The following is a 17,284-nucleotide window of genomic DNA, read 5'->3' on the forward strand; positions in this document are numbered from 1 at the left end:
TTCAAGTCCTTTCTATTGTTTGATTCTTCCAGCACAAATGATGTGCTGTTGCCAGTAGGCAGAGGTCAAATCAGTATAGCCAATTGGATTTCCGGCATGATACATCTGATTGTTTCCTACATAGATTCCTACATGTGTAACATAGTCACTGGTATTGTAAGTAGAATGGAAAAAGACCAAATCGCCAGCCTGTGCCTGTGACAATGGGATATGCTGGGTTGCGTCATACTGTGCCTGTGCGGTTCGTGGCAGGCTGATTCCGGCTTTTCCGTAGCACCACTGGGTAAGACCAGAACAGTCAAAAGAGGTGTTCGGATTACTGCCACCATAGACATATTTCCAACCTTGATATTTCAATGCTTCATTCATAACCGCCTGTACCGTTTCGTTGCTGAACTGCTTCACGGTCAGATATTGGTTGACCAGCTCCACATAAAACATATTCCCGTAGTTATAACGCCAGCCACCATTTTTACTGACTGATATCGGGTTCGTATAGGTCACTTTTGTACCGCCGGATTTATTCTTTGCGAAATTCTCTGCAAGGTTAAAGCTGTGCTTTTTCCCGTTCTTCGCCACATAGTCTGCATAGCCACCACCATAGTTATAAGATTGAATGACCACGTTAATGTCATTCATACCTTTGGCTTTACAGGAAGAAAGCAGGGACGCAAAATATTTACACCCCTGCTTAATGGATTTTTCTGTACTTAATGAGTTTGGCGGTAGTCCCAGACTTTCACTGGACTGCATAACATCGGTAGCCGTACCGCCACTTTCTACCTGTATGATGGCAAGCAGGACGTTCACATACTCCGAGATACCGTTTTCTCTGGCATATTTTTCTACCATCGGCTGATGTTTGAGGACATCGGCTGACAGATTCATGCCAGAGTAGACAGGCGAATAGCTGTTGGAACTGTCGTCATCTTCGCCGGAAATCAATATCCCGAAAAAGAGGACAATAGAGAAAAGGACAGGAAATATCGTACCTATGATAAGGATACGTTTTAATCTCATTTCTTCCGTCCTTTCTCTGATTGTTTCGTAACAGTCTTACGGGCAGATTTCCCATTGACCTGTGTTTTCTGTACCATAGATTTCTTATGATTGCTGATGGATTCCGCTACGTTTGTCTGGTTCTTTCTGGCAACCGATTTGACCTGTTGTTCCTGTCTGATATTGGTTCGGACAGTTTCTTTTCCAGCCTTGACTTCTGCATTTTTTATCACAGGAGAAGTAACAGGACGTTTCATATCCAGCGTTTTGACCGTATCGTTCTGTGCTGGTTTTGGAACAGGTGTGGCAACAGGGCGTTCATGGCTTCTGGTAGCTCCGGCTGTCGCTGATCCATTCGCATGAACTGTCTGCCTTGCTCCCTGTGCTTTCTGTAATTCCTGCTTTTTCTGTGAGATATTTTCCCTGTGCAGATTGCGTTTCTGTGTACGCTGTTCCTGTCGGTTTTCCCGTTCTTCCACAACGCCACGCTTAAAGTCAGATACGTTATCCTTTGCTTTCTGTTTGGCAGAGTGGACAGCATAACCAGCCTGTGTCGGCAAGTCTTTCACATTTTCTTTCAGAGAGGAAGCACCGTCACGGACTTTATTTTTTGTATCCATTACAGCACCTACCGCAGAACCGACACGGCTTCCCACGGAAATATCATTATTCCTTTGTGGTCTGGCTGGCGTATTTTTATGTGTAGAACGAGAGTGATTATAAGCAGAACCAGCGACTGCACCAGCTCCAGCTCCGACCATACTTCCTGTACCCACAGCCCTTGCAAGTCGGCGTTCCATACGTCTTGCCCGATGTCGCATGAATACCATCGGTCTACGAAATATCCGGCGACCTATCTGCTGGCTGTCATTGGCATTAAGGCTGAACATACTCATTAGTTCTCCGAGCTTCATATAGATTCCGGCAAAGCAGATTATCTGCAAAAACGCCACCATGAAGAACGGATAGTCCGTGGAAATGTTGTAGAACATACTGGAAATCGAAAATGCTACGGTTACAATCAGCGTGATTCCGGCTCTTGTCATAATGGCATTGAAAACACGGACAACTGCCTGTTTCGCCATGTTCTCATAGGTCGGTATCATGGACAGTAAAAAACTGATAGGTAAAAACATGGCATATATGATAAATAGTATCTGGGAAAATAACATCATGCCGGTAAGCAGGAAGATAAAGATTGTGATACCGAGATTGAAAATGAGCAGGAAGAACACCATGCCAAGACGGTTGACGACCTGTGGAATGGTAAGGTTGTCATTGTCGTTATCCTCAATCTCTGTTTTGACGACATTTTCCCTTGTTTCTCCATCTTCGTCTGACGGACTGGCAGATACCAGAGCTTCCACACGGTCAGCCCCGATTTCTTCGGTATCACTGTTCCCGAACTGCAATAACAGCCACGGTTTTTCTACCTGTATCGAAAACAGGCTGTCACGGATAAGGTCTACGCTGTCTTTCCCTTTGCTTTGTGAATCGGGGAGCATGATTTTTGTCCCCAAGTCCAGAGAAGCGGTGCTGATGTCCGAACTGAAATCATTGATTTTCTGGATATAGTTAGGAGCATAAGCGATAAAGGACGCAGACACAATGAACACCACCACAAAGTTGATAACAGCGTGAAGTGCCTTGCTTGTTTCCCGTTTGAGAAGCCCTGTATAGGCGATATAAACACCTACAATCAGAATGATAATGAGCAGGAATCCCACATAGAATCCACTGCTGGAAAATCCGTTTTCGGTCACTCCGGCAAGTGTCTGGATACTTTTCCCGATACTGTCAGCCATGTCATTGATGAAGTCCAGCTTATACGCCTGTTGCACCACATATCCTGTGGCATTGCTAAGATACAGGCTGATTGTCCAGACAAAATTTGTGATACAGTAAAGCCCGTACTGCACCGATTTTCCAATGCCGTCCAGCCAGTTCCACGGAAGCCAAGACCAGCTATTGTCCACATAGAAATCAAGCTGATAATTGGAAAGCGGATACTTTGAATACAGGTTGTCTGCATTGACCGTATCATCGACCAGTCCAGACGCATGAGCTACCGTCCCAAGCAGGGACAGCAGTACCAGCGTGACGGTCACGGCAAGCAGAACCAGTTTCAGTACATGGAATACCTTTTCTTTTGTGACAGATTTCATCATTCCAAATCCACCTCACTTTTTATCGGCGGTCTGGTATCAAAGGCATGGAGCAGTTCTACAAAGACAGGGTGTATCTGTACCACGCCGACACGCCCGTATAAATCCTGCATTAAGCATTGTCCGTTCTCCAAATCCCTCAACCGTTTCTGGTTATTTTCGTCCTCACTGTCCAGTCCGAAAAACTCTAAGGTCTGTTTGATTTCATTGGTATCTGTGGAGCGGAACGCAAACTTTAAACCGATGTTATTTTTTAGGCTTTCTTTCGATACGTCCCCAGAGGATTGTGTCACGAAATAAACTCCGGCGTTCATGGCTCTACCAGCACGCACCAGCTTATTTGAGAGTGTTTCACCCTGTGCCACATTTAAGAACGCCCATGCTTCATCAAGGTCTACAATCTTAAAAATGCTTCGGTCTGAATGGATAAAGTCTAAGGCAAAGGTAGATATTACAATCAACATTGCCACCGACAATAATTCAATGGTCGTGTATTCGTCAAAAGTAGTATCTTTATCCGGCAGAACCAAATCCGCAACCTGTATGATATTGAGCTGGTTATCCAGACTGATAGTATTTTTCGCTGTTCCGTCTGAAAAGAGCAGGTGTGCAAAATCATAATTTGTAAAACTGTCAATATGATTTGCGATATGGTTTGAAATAGGCGTATTTTCTTTCCGTAATTCTGTGATAACATTTAGCAATCCTCTTTGTTCACTTTCTGATACTTTGCTGATTGCACTGATAAGCACAGGGAACTTGTCTCCATCACGGGTTGAGATACCTGTTAAAAATGTTAAAATTTCTTTTGCCAGTGTAGCTCCGTCCTCTTTATCTTTCATAATTACAAACGGGTCAAGAAGCCCTGCATTTTCCTTGTCGCTGGTAAGATTTACAATGTTGATTTCCTCTGCAATCTCCGGCAGTGTTTCTTTCCAGTTTCCACGCTCACTTTTCGGGTCTAGGATAACTGCCTGTCCACCGAACAGAACGGAATAATACACCAGCAGGTTATTACAGAATGATTTTCCACCGCCAAGCGAACCCACAAAAGCAGAAGCCAACGCATTTGTGACCGTACCTTTTACCCCTTGACTGGCAAGGGATGGTTGCAGGTAGACATTTCTTCCCGTATCCACGGAATATCCGATATAGATTCCTTTATTTTCGCCCAACATCTGGGTAGCACCGAAGCCAAGTCCGGCTAAAAAATCGGATTTCACATACTGGATATAATCATTGATATAACGCTTGCTGGCTGGAAGAAACTCTCCATGCAGTCCCATCATATCTCCGGCAGGACGTACCAACTTCACGTTCAAATCATCGTAAAAGTCCTTGACTTCATCACAACGGCGTTTCAATTCGTCAAGATTGGGTGCAGACACCCGTATGACGTAACTTAACTTATACATACTTTCCTTGCTCTGGTCTAAATCTGTTTCTAGTTCATCGACACTGTCTAAGGCTTCCACCACATTGGAACTTGTTTCGTTTCCGGCTTGATAGGCGTGATTATCCAAGTCCTTTAATTCCTTTTTCTTGTTACGGACAGTGGTTAAGGCTTTCTTATTCCCGACAATCTCAACATTCATGGAAGTGTCCACAGGGAATGTGAACTGCTGTTGCTGGAAATAAAAGATTTCCGATGATGGGAAGTCCAGCTCCCCGACAATGGCATTGACCGTAAAGTAGGACACATAACTTTCACTGTCCTCATGTTCCAGACGCAAATATCGCTGGCTTTCTTCCACCACGCAACGGGTAGGACGGATAAGGTCATAATACTTAATCAGTGTTTCTCTTTTTAATTTTCTTTTTGGAAGAGGATACACATAATCTTCATAGGCTATCCCGTCCCTGCCGTAGAGGTGTTCCATCAGATACGCAAAGTCTTTGGCTTCCAGTCGGCGGATTTTGAATCTACGGGAGATTTTGTTTTCCAGCAGTTTTTCCATCTTCGCATAACGGTTGATTTCATCATTGCTCATAGAAACAAAGTCGTTCATCAGCGTATGCCTTACCTCATTCAAAAACTCACGGAATGTCAGAAATACCGATTTTTTGATGTTCTTCAGATTGACTTCGTCCTCTGTGACCATGAGCTTGAATCCCAGAAAGAAACGGTAATCAACTTGATTGTCGCCTATCATGGATACAAGGGCTTCGGTCTGGTCGTCTATCTTTTGGATTGCTACCTCACGGAGCTTTCCAGTTACCAGCTTCTTTGACTGTTCCTGTATGCTTCGGATTGAACTTTCAGTTGCAATCTGCAACGCATGAATCTTTCCCTCACGGGACTGTGCGATAAGCTGACGGAAGCTGTCATGCACAAGGTATTTCTGTTCTGGGGATAAGAATGAATAATTGTACGGTATCAGCTCATAGTAGGCGAACACCTCATTATCCTTATTCCAGACAAGGTTATTGTCGATATATTTAATCGGGAACATAGGTCACACTCCTTACTGCCGTGATAATTTCCTCAAATTTCTGCTTATGCAGGTTCACGGCTTTTCCGGCATAAGTCACTTTGGGACGCAGGGCATACAGCACCATCGTCTTGATGTAACTGTATGGCTTTTTCCCGTCAAAGGTTTTCTGTGACATAAACCATGTAAGAGCAACGGGAATCCCGAAATATTTTAAAAATGCACCCTCAATCATAGAAAGTGGCGGTAGGTCTGCAAACAAAATGATGATAAATTCCGTCAGCACGAACCATGTAATCTGAGTAAAGGTCACGGGGAATGGCAAGTTTACATCATTGATGGCATACAGTACCTTTTCCACGTTCCAGATACTTGTATAACTTCGGATTTTCTTCACTTGTAGTAACTCCTTTCTTCATTTTCATAACAACAGGGACAGCCGGATTTAACAGACTGTCCCCAAGAGAAAAGCTGACAGTAGCACCAGTAGTTGGTGCTGATCTGCCAGCCCTTAACGCAGTACTTCACAGATACCAGCGTTTGTCGCAATAAATGTCCCCTCTATATCGAGGTCACGCCCGTAGGCTTCATAGTCGATATAGTTCTGTAAAGAGGACGGGATTTCTCCGAGTACCTGTTCTTCATCAATCAGATAGTAGGCTAAATCGGTCATCGTTTCACAGCCGGAATACAGAATGATGTCATCTTTATGCTCCACCAGTTCTTCCAGACTTCCATAATAGGATACGAAACTGTCCAAGTCGTCCAGCAGGTAATCCGGTAATTCTTCCAACTGCTCATAGATACGGTTCAGTTCTTCGATGGAAATGTATTCGCTAATCTCCATCGGGAAGTTGTCCGTATCATGGATTGCGTATTCTTCGTACTCTGCATTTAAGCCGATACGTTCTGCAATCACTTCTTCGTCCAACGGAAAAGAGAACCAGTCCCCGACCAGTTCTTCCTCATTGTACTTGCCAAGATTGGCTATATAGACTTGCATATCATCAATCATAAGCGGTCACTTCCTTTCACTCTTTGTATTCATAAAATCTGCCATGCACACACAAGAACCGTTCTGATGGTTCTTCCATATCCGAACAGTTCCGATGGTATGTAACATTGCAAAGTCCGGCTTCCAGCTCTTGCAGGTTTGGAAACCATTCTCTTTGAATTGCAGGTATATCTTCGGGTGGAATTTCACTCTCCGAAATCGCAAGGCAGATATTGTTTAACAGGTCAAGGTCTGTATCTTGCAGGATTTCAAAAGGGAAATCATAATCACTGATAAGATAACGGTCACTGTCCGGCGGTAAGCCAATGGATTGTTTTAATGCTTCTATGTTGCAGGGAAGTGTAAACCATGCACAGCCTGTATCTTTTTCCTGTTCATCAAGATTGATAACAAATACTTTCATTTCTGCCATAAGCAATACCACCTGTCAAAGTTTGAACATACCATTGTTGCAGAGAGCATAACGTCCTTTTTCTTCCAACTCATGGGCGTAGGCTTCCAGATTAAAATATTTCTTTCCCTTTTCGGATAGTGCAGAAAATTCAATGTTATGCTCCAAGCGGTAACGGGCAACGTCCATGATGTTGTGGCATTCTGGATAAAACAGAAATTCTTCCGACTTCTGCAATAAATCCTCAACACCGCCACAATACGGAATCAACTCTTTATAAGCCTGCTGAACCTCTGGCGATAAATCCGTGTAAGCAAAGTACAGCTTATTTAAGCGTCTGACAGAAGTTGTCCTTACAATGTCGCCAGCAAAAGGAAGTTTCATATCTGTGATTTGATAATCTTTGCTGTCAGCTTCCACACCGAGCAGGTCACGGAACAGCTCATAATCAATGGGTAAATCAAACCAGCGAGAGGTTTTATCCTCTGCTGATTTGGTCGTTTCAATCAATACGCTACATTCTTCCATCGTAATTCAGTCCTTTCTTCTAATTTTGAGTATGAAAAAAGCAGTCGATCATAACTGAAAGACTGCTTAACTCTAAAACAATATTAAAGCGTTTCTTCTTTTAAATTCTGACTCAAAAGGGATTTTAACTCTTTTACATCATTTTCAGACAAATCATTTTGATTAACAAGAACCATTTCATTTTTTATTGTTCTGATATATATGTAATTTCTGAAAATCCCCCAACATTTAAAGGCGTTCCAATGATTAGTCCCGTTACCGATATCAGAACTAACTGTAATACCATCGGTATCAAAACAATATTCACGTTTTCCCGAAGTCAATTTATTATCCATCTTTGAATGAACAATATTTATTACTTTTTTCTGAAATGTGTTAGCTCCGTTTATGATAATCCAGATAAAGAAAACCGAAAATAATAATCCAATAATACCATATCCAATACGACTATTCATAAAACAAAGAATCGTATATATTAACATTATGACAGCCATCACAGACGATAACCCTGTTGCAAATTTACGTTTCTTTACATTTTTATCACTGGCTAAAACGATTTCTTTTAAAATATCTTGTTCTTGCTGTCCGATTTCAATACTGTATCTAACCATAATAAGAATCTCCTTTAAACATTTTAATGATATTAGTATATTACCACAAATTAGTATATTACCACAAGTTTGTGTTCAAAATGTGGGATTCTTAATTTTACGCTCCAATAATCTTATTAAATAACTGTAACAATACGTCTTTTACGCCGGACGCATTGAATACAAGACCAACGGCGACTAAGGCAACTACCAAGAATCCGATAAGTTTGGAAAACTCACGCTTGAATCCCAAGTAGATTCCGATAACAACAATCGCCATCAGCACAAGGCTCTGTGCGTTGCTTAAAAACCAGTTATAAAGGTTCTGTCCAAAATTCATGCTTTCTTTTCTCCTTTCAGTTCCATCATTTTTCGGTCAGACTGTCTGCCAGCCTGTAAAATACACATGGCAATCACGCCAACTGTTCCACCTAAAGAGAAGAACAGGAAGTCAAATAATAATCGTTGCATTTTTCAATTCTCCTTTTCTAAAATTACATCTTCGGTTGATGTGGTCTGTTGTTCGATTATCTTGTAGTGCTTTTCCGTCAGTTTCGTGGATTTACGGATTTCTTTCAGATAATCAATCCCTGTTTTCGCTGTGATTGTTTCCAGCATTTTGAGTGTCGGGTCAACCTGCCGTTGAATCCAGCGTAGGGTTCTGTCCAGTGTGTAGGGTTCGGGTTTGGTCGTGAGCTTTAACGGCTCTCTGTTTTCCCCGATGAACCACGCCCAGCGGACAGATAATTTCCAGTCGTTCCGTTTCTTGTCTGCTTCCTTATCCACAAAGCGTACATAACGGTTGATAATAGAAAATGCCGTCCGTTCAGCGTCATAGTAAGTCAGCAGGTCACGGACAGCATAATAAGCACGTTCATTTTTTAACCGTATTTCAAATCTGTTTTTTATCGGTGCTTCCTCAATGGGAATCCCAAGTTTGATGTACTGCTCATAGCTTTTTTCATAGACACAGAAGTACACCTCACTTTTCAATGAGCCGATGTAAAGTGTATAGCCCATACCAGCCTTGTCCTGTTCCTCATGCTTGACCAGTTCGCCGGAAGCATAGGACTTAAAGGAACGGAACACCGATACACATTCCTCATTCCGGCATTTTTCGGTCAGTTCTGGAATATCCAACATTCCTGTATGGTCATTGATGGCAAGGTCAAGGCGTTTCATCACACCACCGTCCACCAGAGCGTCCATAAGGAAATCATACCAGCTCCGTTCCTGTGCCAGCAGATAACTTTCAAACTGGCGACAGCCTTTTCCTTTCAGTTCCAGCAGGACACCTTTTTCTTCATCGGGAGAAGTATATACGAAAATATCTCCGATGTAGTAGTGTTCCGTGTAGCTGTAATGCCCGAAGTCCTCATGTATCATGTACTGGATATTGAGCTGTAAGATGTCCTTAATGATGTGTCCAATATCCAGTGTCGGAAACCGTATCCTCACATAATCAAACAGCATGGTAAGCGGTGCTTCTGGATTGAATTTTTCCAGAGCTTCCAAAAGTTTTACTTTCATTTCTTCTGTGACCGCCACCTTTCCGGATTCGATACGGCTTAAATGTTCACGGCTGATTCCAGCCATGACCGCAAGTTTCGTCTGGGATACACCGTACTGCAAACGTCTGTCTGCAAAATCCTGTATCCACTCTGTATCATTCAGTGCGATACCCCCTTTACGAAAAAACTGTGACATTTTATATCCGATGTCACAGCAGTAAAAAAAGCTACCAAACGCTTGATTTCAGCCAAGAATCGGTAACTTTTGTGTATGTTTCCTTGTGATTTGTGCCCCTCTGTTAGATACCGAGGGGCTTAATATATGCTGGCGTGGCTACCGCCACACCAGCAAGGCTAGTCCGTACCTGTGGCTTTCGCTCCGCACGCCACCTGTCCGTCCTGCCTTATGTGTGCAAGTTTCCCAATCGTACCCAAGAAATCATAGCTTTTGGGTACAAGGGGAGTATAAAATTCCGAGATGACACTTGTTCCTACATCACAGTATCCACGCCCTTTGATTTGCTTCTGGAAAAACTGCTTTTTCACATCACTTCCAAAGAGCATACCATAGCCAAGTTCACTCAGCCGACCAAGTCCCACACGGAAATTGAAATTATCTCTGATACCATCTCCGAAATATTTTGCGTCTGGACGCTGGCAAGCCACAATCAGAAAGTATCCAGCCTGTCTGCCGAGCATAACGATTTTCTTTAGCTGGCTTAACAGGGCAGTGCTTTCCTTTGTCGTCAGCATTTCCAAAAACGCCACATATTCATCAAAGATAAGGAATTGTGGAGCAAGCCCCAGATAAGCATAGTTTTCTCCTGTGCGGTAGTTCGGGTGCAGTTTCATTTCTTCTGAGCGTGTGACCATGCCCTCATAAAAGGCATTGACGCAGTCAATCATATCGTCTTTCGTGTGGTAGACATTTCCCATGACTGTTCCCAAATCTGCAAGGTCAGCGTTCTTCGGGTCAAGAATGTATAAATCCGCATTGGTTCTAAGCAGGGCTTCAATGATGGTCAACAGAAAATAGGTCTTTCCACCGCCAGTACCACCACAGATAAGGGCATGGGGAAGTGAATCATATTCCCACACCAGATTTTTCATTAACCGCAGACCGCCGTTTTCGGCAATCACTTCATCAATCGAAATACGGTTCGCTATCATATCATAGAGCAGGGTGTATTCGATATAGCCGTCATGCAGTGTCTTATCAGTCAGCTCACAGTACAGCCCCGATTCCAATTTCTCCTCTAAGGACAGAAGCTGTTCTTGATATTTTCCCATTGTGATTTCACACAGGATATGGAGCAATCCATTTTCCATATGGTAATAAATTTTCGGAAACCACACGATTTTTTCTCTTGATCTGCTTTGCAGGTCAGTGAAAAAAACGCTGTCTTTGGTGTTCTCCGCTTCATACCATTTATTTTCCAGCACCATGCGAGCCAGCTTTTGTCTGTGTAGCAACCGCTTGATACGGTCATATCCGTAACGGTAGTAGAGGAAAGCGACCAATGCACAAACACCAGTCGCTATCAGAACCGTAATGGAATTGTAGGCAGTCCAAGTAATTCCGGCATGGAGCAGGTTAAAATCTTTCCAGTCTATAACAAGGAGCTGTCGCAGATTCAGTAGCAGGAACACCGCAACGAACAGGAGCAACAGCCAACCGATACAGAAGTGATAGACCAGCGATTTGTCACTGGCACGAATCCTGTTACCTTTCTTTTTCCACGTCATACGCTAACACCTCTTATTTCTTCGGCGGTTGCTGTGGAGCATTGTTCTGTGGATTTCCGGCATGAGTGCCTTTGTTCTTCAAAACAATATCGTCTGCTTTTACATACCAGTCCACATCTGCACCACGGTAATTTGCATTGGCTACCGTATCTGCAACAGGATTGATAAGTTCCACTTCGGCGTTGTAGTCATAGTCCTTTAACGGAACAGTCGCCGGAACGGATACCTGTATCATGCGTCCCTGTGTGTTGCACTTTAAATCGTAAGTACGCTCCTTGATTTCTTCACTGACCGTTCCATCTTCATTCTGTACATGAACCTCACGGCGTAATGCGGAGAACTTCAACACTCCAAAAGTCTTTTCTTTATCAATGACGATTCCATTTGCTAATCTCATAATCTGAATACCCCCTTATTTACTTTCTGCTGGTAACATATCGTCTGCAAGTAAGATGTAATTGACAAATCCACGTTCCCCGATTTTATAACCATCGGTAGTGATTCGTGGATTGATAAGTTTGACTTTCTGCTCCGGCGAGAAATGTTTTTCGCCAGCTTTGGCAGGAAGCGTCACAACTACATCATCAGCTCTCTGCACATCGGAATACAGGTTGTAGCTTCTGGTAATGATAGCCATACGCCCGTTGATTCTCTGCTGTTCCGTAGTATTTTCTCCGGCAAACTCCAAGTTTCCGAATGTCTTTTCCATGTTTGGTACGACAAATCTTAATTCCATAAATGATTGACCTCTTTTCTTTCTGTTTTAGTTTCTTTCCTGCTGTACTTTGTGGGGAGCTACACTCCCCACGCCCCTAGTGGACTTCACGCTCCCGTAAATCAGAGCTTCACGGGAGCGTGAAGTTGCAAAAAGGGTGGCGACCTTGAACGCTCTACCAACCGCTATGTTACCGCCTTACGATTTTTTTCTACGGCGTTTGAAATAAAGCATACCGCCAAGCCCTACGCAGGAAAGACCGAGCATGGCAAGATAAGCATAGATATTGGTATTGTCGCCTGTTTTTGGACTGTCACTTGTCTTAGTAACCGTAGATGGTGTATCCGGCGTGTCGGTATCCTTTGGTGTGTCTGGGACTTCCGGCACTTCCTTGATTGTCACAGTCTGTCCATCGTCTGTGATGTCCTTATGTTCTGTCACTTTCTTTGGTTCGTCTGGATTGCTCATATCGTATAATTCCTCAAATGTGACAAGGCTCTTGCCACCAAGAGAAGAACCATCAAAGGTAAAGGCAATCTCAACCGTCATTTTTTCATTGTCGGCTGTAAACTCATAATCATTGGATACTTTCTTTCCATCAATCAGAAGTTCTGCATTTTTCTCTTTTAACATCTGCCAGCCGGAAAGTTTGTATTTTGTTCCAACTTCCAGCCCATCTAATGTGACCTTATCCACAATCGTTACATCTTTTCCGGCTTCGATTTCTTTCTTGCCGTTCTTGTCCGTAGCAGTCGTATGGATTTTGATGATACGTTCTGTGATAAGAACAGTCTGCCCCTCATCGTTGATGTCTTTGTGTTCTGCAACCTTGACAGGTTCTTTCGGGTTGCTCATATCGTATAATTCTTCAAAAGTAACAAGGTTCTGACCGCCAAGAGATGAGCCATCAAAGTTGTAAGTAATCTTAACCGTCATTTTTTCGTTGTCAGCAGTAAAGGTATAATCACTGTCTACACGTTTCCCGTCAATCAGAAGTTCGGCGTTTTCTTCCTTTACCATTTGCCAGCCGGAAAGTTTATATTTTCTGCCTGTTTCCAATCCATCAAGTGTGACTTCGTCCACGATCTTGATGTCTTTTCCGGCAACAATCATCTTTTCGCCTGTTTTCTTGTCGGTAGCTGTGGTATGGATTGTGATTTCTTTTTCGTATTCATCGGTAAGCGTACCTAAATCAATGGTCACTTTATTTCTGGATACGACTATCTCAAAAGCTGGAATCAGCTTAAATCCGGCGTTGGAATCACACTTTAATTCCTCAATCACATAGGTATCATAGAGTAATGCACCTTTGCTGTCGTCTGGTTCAGAAGTTCCAAACCATACACCGTCCTCACTGGATTTTCCGGCATTAGTATTGACCTTATGGGAAGCCCAGCTTGAAGCAGTGGAAAACTGCCCGTTTTTGTCCGTGACTACAATATGGGATTCTCCCGTTGTCTTGCTTGTAATTCTGAATGGAACACCTGCAAGACGTTTGTGTGTACCTGCACCGATTTTTACACCCTCAATATCGCCACGCTTAATCTGGTTGTAGACAGAGTGGGATTTGTCAGTCAAGTCCACGATTTTTCCATCTTCCGTGATAGAAAAGTCGATTGCTTTTGCACCGTCTGTTAAGTAACCCTCTGGTGCTTTGCTTTCTTCTAATCTGTAATTTCCGTAAGGGAGTAAATCAGCAGAAGTAGAAGCAATTCCGTCAATGCCTGTCTGAATTTTCTTTACGGTTTCATTTTTGTTATATAATTTTCCCTCAACCAGTACAGGGCTATCATTTAAGGAAATGATGTTGAACTCTGTGTACTGTAAGGTCGCACTTCCCTGTGCTTTGGTATCCTTTGTTTCAAGGTCACGTTTCTGGATTTTCACACCGCCACGGATAACCTTATCGGATACGGAATACTGATTGCTTCCAGAGAGTACGGCAAGTTCGCCAGCTTCGGAAATCTGTGTAAGGTATGTTCCCTTAATCTGTTCAGAACTTCCGTCAGCCTGCATATATGCACCCTCTAATAAATAACCGTTTGGTGCTTTTGTTTCTGTGACAGTGAGTGTACCAAGTGGCAGTACATTTTTTCCGTCTTGTGTATAGAAGCTGTCGCCGGATACCTTGTAGCTGTCAGCAAGTCTGGATACATAATGGATAGTTCCGTCACTATCTTTTTCGGCAACGGTTTTGCTTGTCCATGTACGGGTAGCCTTTGCAGGAAGATTATCTGCATTGTAGTATCCGTCATAATAGCTCCATGTGAACTCTGCATCCTCTAAAGAAGCATTTCCCTGTGGAGTAGATTTTCCTGTTTCCATGTCAATCTTAAATAAATCAATCAAAGTTTCTGTGACCTTTGGAGTGTCAGCAACAGTCAAAGTCGCTGTTTTTCCAACTTCCACATTTAAAGCATGGACAGTAGAATCCAGCTTATATCCTTTTGGAGCAGAAAGTTCTTTGATGTAAACTGTTCCGGCTTTAACCTCAACTTCTTTTGTATCGCCGTTTCCATCGGCAGTAAGTGTGGCAAGCTGGCTGTTACAGCTCTTATCAGAATAGACACCAAATGTCGCACCCTCAAAGGAATAGTTGGCGTTGCCATCTGTGACCGTGGGATTGGAAGAAGTCTTTTTAACCTTTGCATTTCCCACATTTAACTTCGCCCAGAACTGTCCGATGTCCTGTCCTTCGCCAGTATAAATGTAACCGCCACATTCATAGCGTCCTTTGTTTGCTTTCACAAATGCTTTCGCACCAGCATACACTTCATTCTGTACTGCCTGTGAGATTTCATTATAGGAAGCTCTGACGTTATCGCACTGCCAGCCGAGTTGTTCACTCAATCTCTGCCAGACAACACACTGTTCCAACAGATAACCTTGTTTGTAATTCAAGTTCGTATGAGAAGCGGTATATTGCTTGACGTACTCTAAGGAAAGAGCAACGTCTGCAATCTGATCGCTACTCATACGGGTGCTTGCGTCAGAACGTGTTTTATATCCATTCTTGAAATTGGTGTTGATGTCCACGCAGTAGGCAGTTTCGCCCTCAACTTTCATGTGTCCCTCATTGAATGTAGATTTGATAGAACCATCATTCATAACGTGTTCAATGTAGCCGACACGTTCTGCTGATTCTGTCCAGTATTGATTGCCGGAAGCATGAACCGCCGTCACTGGTAATGCCGTGAGAATGGTTGCAAAAGCAAGCGTTCCTGTCAGCAATCGCTTTACTAGCTTATTCATATTTTCTCTTTCTCCTTTCGATTTTGGGTATGAAAAAAGACGCTCATTTCTGAACGACTGGAAATAGAAAAGGAACGCCAAAAGTGTACGTTCCATAGTCTATAAAATATTTAATTTTTCTCTCTGGTGTGCTATCTGACGCCAATTTTGACCCCAAATTTCTGAAAAATGACGATTTTTGATGAACAGCTACAAATTTTCAAAATCCGTGAAACCCTTGTAACTAGGGCGTTACGGGACTATATGAAACTAGACAAAACCAACGTCACAATAACAAGCATTGAGTGCTAATTATTTGTGAAGATTTTGTGAACGCTACGAGCCATGCAAAATAGTGAAAATAACGCCCTGCAAGTTTACTTGCAAGGGCGTCTATTTTTGCTATTTTATAGGGCGACAGCCATACAGCGAGGGAAGTCTTTCCCGAGCTGTGCATGGCGTATGCCACTACTTCACAGAGATTTTTCACTTGCTTTCGCACAGGTTTTTCTTGGTTTGACCACATTTTTACAACAGCGGCTCCTTTCTCCACCACGATACAAAAATACCACCCATAGTCTCGTTTGGGTGGTACTTTGTGTAAAATTGGCAGTCCATTATTAAGTTTTTTATTATGTTCCCTTTGTACACCCTTGCAAGTATTGTTCTATTACAAATTTTCATTTTTATATCATTTTTTTACTATTAGCATAAACGCCTGTCTTTTTATCTCTCATAAAAATCATAATCTTCTTCTAATTTAATTGACTTAGCATCCATTCTTTCTATTAGAATAAATCTCTGATTTTCTAAAAACATTATCAGTTCGTCTATACTTCTTTCCTCTCCCTGGACTTCCATTTCTACTGAGCCATCATACAAATTTCTCACCCAGCCTGTAAGTCCTAATTGCCTTGCTTTATAAACTGAATAATATCTAAATCCTACACCTTGAACTCTTCCATAAAAAAATATATGTTTTCTAATCTTTTCATTCATAAAATTATCCACCTTGTCCTTTTATTTTTAATTCTATTTTTATCATTTAAATTTTAATCTTGTTATATTCTTTGTGTTTTATTATAAACTAAAAGCTGCCTACTTACCAACCAAACCTGTAAATAGACAGCTTATTTATTATAATATTTTTTATTGTTCTTTTTCTCTTTCGTAATCTATAAACATTAGTATAAATGCAAAAAATAAAAGTGCTGAGCAACATAATATTGCTTTCTCTGCAAATATTTTTATAAAGGAATTTCCTATTATAGCTCCACAAATAAAGCAGATAATAATTCCATAATATAATAAAGCTTTCTTTAAATTCTCAATATCTCTATCCTGTAAATAATTACATAAATTCTGAGTTCCACTTCTCATATTTCCAATACACATTGTCGTGGCAATTCCGTTTCCTCTTATTTTTCTAAAGCTCTCAACCTGTATTCCACATGCAAATGATGTTAATGAATTTGCAAGCAGATTCATATTTTGTGGAAAGAATGCTACTCCAAGTAATATAAGTGCTTCTACCAAAACTGCTGCCTGTCTCCAATGAAGTAAATTCAAATCTTTTTTATGCACAATCTCAGCTAACGCAATCCCTAATGCGAAAGCTAATACCGGGAGGAAATATCTCATTGCCACTGAAAAATTTCCCTCAGATAAATTTACACCAAATAACAACATATTTCCTGTCTGTGCATTAGCAAATACCTGATCTCTTTCTATGTATGAGTATGCATCCATAAATCCACCTGACACAGCAAGAAGCATTCCAAGTCTTATTGTTTCTGACATTTGCCTAGTCTTATTCATTTCAATCACTCCTATAATTGTATTTTCATCACATTTATTTGATGTTTTTTGAATAAATCCGTTAAAATCTAATTTGTTTATTTTATTTTCTTATATGGTATTTAAATAAAAAATTTTTACCAAACACGATTATAGATATCTTA

Annotated in this window: 17 protein-coding genes; all 17 read right to left on the minus strand. The window is 41.9% G+C overall.

Features of this window, described 5'->3' with window-relative positions; translation table 11 throughout:
* Nucleotides 1-12 precede the first annotated feature (12 nt).
* Nucleotides 13-1,020: a bifunctional lysozyme/C40 family peptidase gene (locus CCC31_RS00795; protein ID WP_290848929.1), complete on the minus strand. Its 1,008-nt coding sequence runs from the start codon at nucleotides 1,018-1,020 to the stop codon at nucleotides 13-15.
* Nucleotides 1,017-3,167, minus strand: coding sequence for a CD3337/EF1877 family mobilome membrane protein (locus CCC31_RS00800; protein WP_290848930.1), 2,151 nt, complete (start codon nucleotides 3,165-3,167; stop codon nucleotides 1,017-1,019). Before CCC31_RS00800 ends, CCC31_RS00795 begins: the two co-directional genes overlap by 4 nt.
* Nucleotides 3,164-5,617, minus strand: a complete 2,454-nt coding sequence (locus CCC31_RS00805) for an ATP-binding protein (protein ID WP_118632253.1) — start codon at nucleotides 5,615-5,617, stop codon at nucleotides 3,164-3,166. The genes CCC31_RS00800 and CCC31_RS00805 overlap by 4 nt, the downstream gene beginning before the upstream one ends.
* Nucleotides 5,604-5,993: a conjugal transfer protein gene (locus CCC31_RS00810; protein WP_118365088.1), complete on the minus strand. Its 390-nt coding sequence runs from the start codon at nucleotides 5,991-5,993 to the stop codon at nucleotides 5,604-5,606. Before CCC31_RS00810 ends, CCC31_RS00805 begins: the two co-directional genes overlap by 14 nt.
* Nucleotides 5,994-6,107: 114 nt before the next feature.
* A complete protein-coding gene (locus CCC31_RS00815) occupies nucleotides 6,108-6,608 on the minus strand; it encodes an antirestriction protein ArdA (protein WP_227408709.1) in 501 nt (166 codons plus the stop codon).
* Between the two features lie 19 nt (nucleotides 6,609-6,627).
* Nucleotides 6,628-7,023, minus strand: a complete 396-nt coding sequence (locus CCC31_RS00820; RefSeq protein ID WP_118365087.1) for a hypothetical protein — start codon at nucleotides 7,021-7,023, stop codon at nucleotides 6,628-6,630.
* A 15-nt stretch (nucleotides 7,024-7,038) separates the two neighbouring features.
* Nucleotides 7,039-7,530, minus strand: coding sequence for an antirestriction protein ArdA (locus CCC31_RS00825; RefSeq protein WP_055200583.1), 492 nt, complete (start codon nucleotides 7,528-7,530; stop codon nucleotides 7,039-7,041).
* Between the two features lie 83 nt (nucleotides 7,531-7,613).
* Nucleotides 7,614-8,141 (minus strand): YcxB family protein, encoded by a 528-nt coding sequence (locus tag CCC31_RS00830; protein WP_005334889.1) that lies wholly within the window; start codon nucleotides 8,139-8,141, stop codon nucleotides 7,614-7,616.
* A 97-nt stretch (nucleotides 8,142-8,238) separates the two neighbouring features.
* Nucleotides 8,239-8,460 carry a hypothetical protein gene (locus CCC31_RS00835; protein ID WP_004844214.1) on the minus strand — a complete coding sequence of 74 codons (222 nt, stop codon included), beginning with the start codon at nucleotides 8,458-8,460 and terminating at the stop codon, nucleotides 8,239-8,241.
* Nucleotides 8,457-8,591, minus strand: a complete 135-nt coding sequence (locus CCC31_RS00840; RefSeq protein ID WP_005611092.1) for a DUF3789 domain-containing protein — start codon at nucleotides 8,589-8,591, stop codon at nucleotides 8,457-8,459. Before CCC31_RS00840 ends, CCC31_RS00835 begins: the two co-directional genes overlap by 4 nt.
* Before the next feature lie 3 nt (nucleotides 8,592-8,594).
* Nucleotides 8,595-9,800: a MobT family relaxase gene (gene mobT, locus CCC31_RS00845; protein ID WP_207662748.1), complete on the minus strand. Its 1,206-nt coding sequence runs from the start codon at nucleotides 9,798-9,800 to the stop codon at nucleotides 8,595-8,597.
* 185 nt (nucleotides 9,801-9,985) lie between these two features.
* Nucleotides 9,986-11,377: an FtsK/SpoIIIE domain-containing protein gene (locus CCC31_RS00850; RefSeq protein WP_290848931.1), complete on the minus strand. Its 1,392-nt coding sequence runs from the start codon at nucleotides 11,375-11,377 to the stop codon at nucleotides 9,986-9,988.
* A gap of 13 nt (nucleotides 11,378-11,390) precedes the next feature.
* Nucleotides 11,391-11,774 (minus strand): YdcP family protein, encoded by a 384-nt coding sequence (locus tag CCC31_RS00855; protein ID WP_005423181.1) that lies wholly within the window; start codon nucleotides 11,772-11,774, stop codon nucleotides 11,391-11,393.
* A gap of 15 nt (nucleotides 11,775-11,789) precedes the next feature.
* Nucleotides 11,790-12,113 carry a YdcP family protein gene (locus CCC31_RS00860; RefSeq protein ID WP_227408743.1) on the minus strand — a complete coding sequence of 108 codons (324 nt, stop codon included), beginning with the start codon at nucleotides 12,111-12,113 and terminating at the stop codon, nucleotides 11,790-11,792.
* 177 nt (nucleotides 12,114-12,290) lie between these two features.
* Nucleotides 12,291-15,344 (minus strand): VaFE repeat-containing surface-anchored protein, encoded by a 3,054-nt coding sequence (locus tag CCC31_RS00865; protein WP_290848932.1) that lies wholly within the window; start codon nucleotides 15,342-15,344, stop codon nucleotides 12,291-12,293.
* Nucleotides 15,345-16,049: 705 nt separating this feature from the next.
* Entirely contained in the window at nucleotides 16,050-16,322 is a 273-nt protein-coding gene (locus tag CCC31_RS00870; protein ID WP_117909175.1) for an acylphosphatase, read from the minus strand.
* A gap of 150 nt (nucleotides 16,323-16,472) precedes the next feature.
* A complete protein-coding gene (locus tag CCC31_RS00875; RefSeq protein WP_147585775.1) occupies nucleotides 16,473-17,141 on the minus strand; it encodes a YoaK family protein in 669 nt (222 codons plus the stop codon).
* Nucleotides 17,142-17,284 lie beyond the last annotated feature (143 nt).

It is taken from the genome of Eubacterium sp. LMAG:50, assembly GCF_008680265.1.
In the GTDB taxonomy this organism is placed as follows: Bacteria; Bacillota; Clostridia; order Lachnospirales; family Lachnospiraceae; genus Eubacterium_U; species Eubacterium_U album.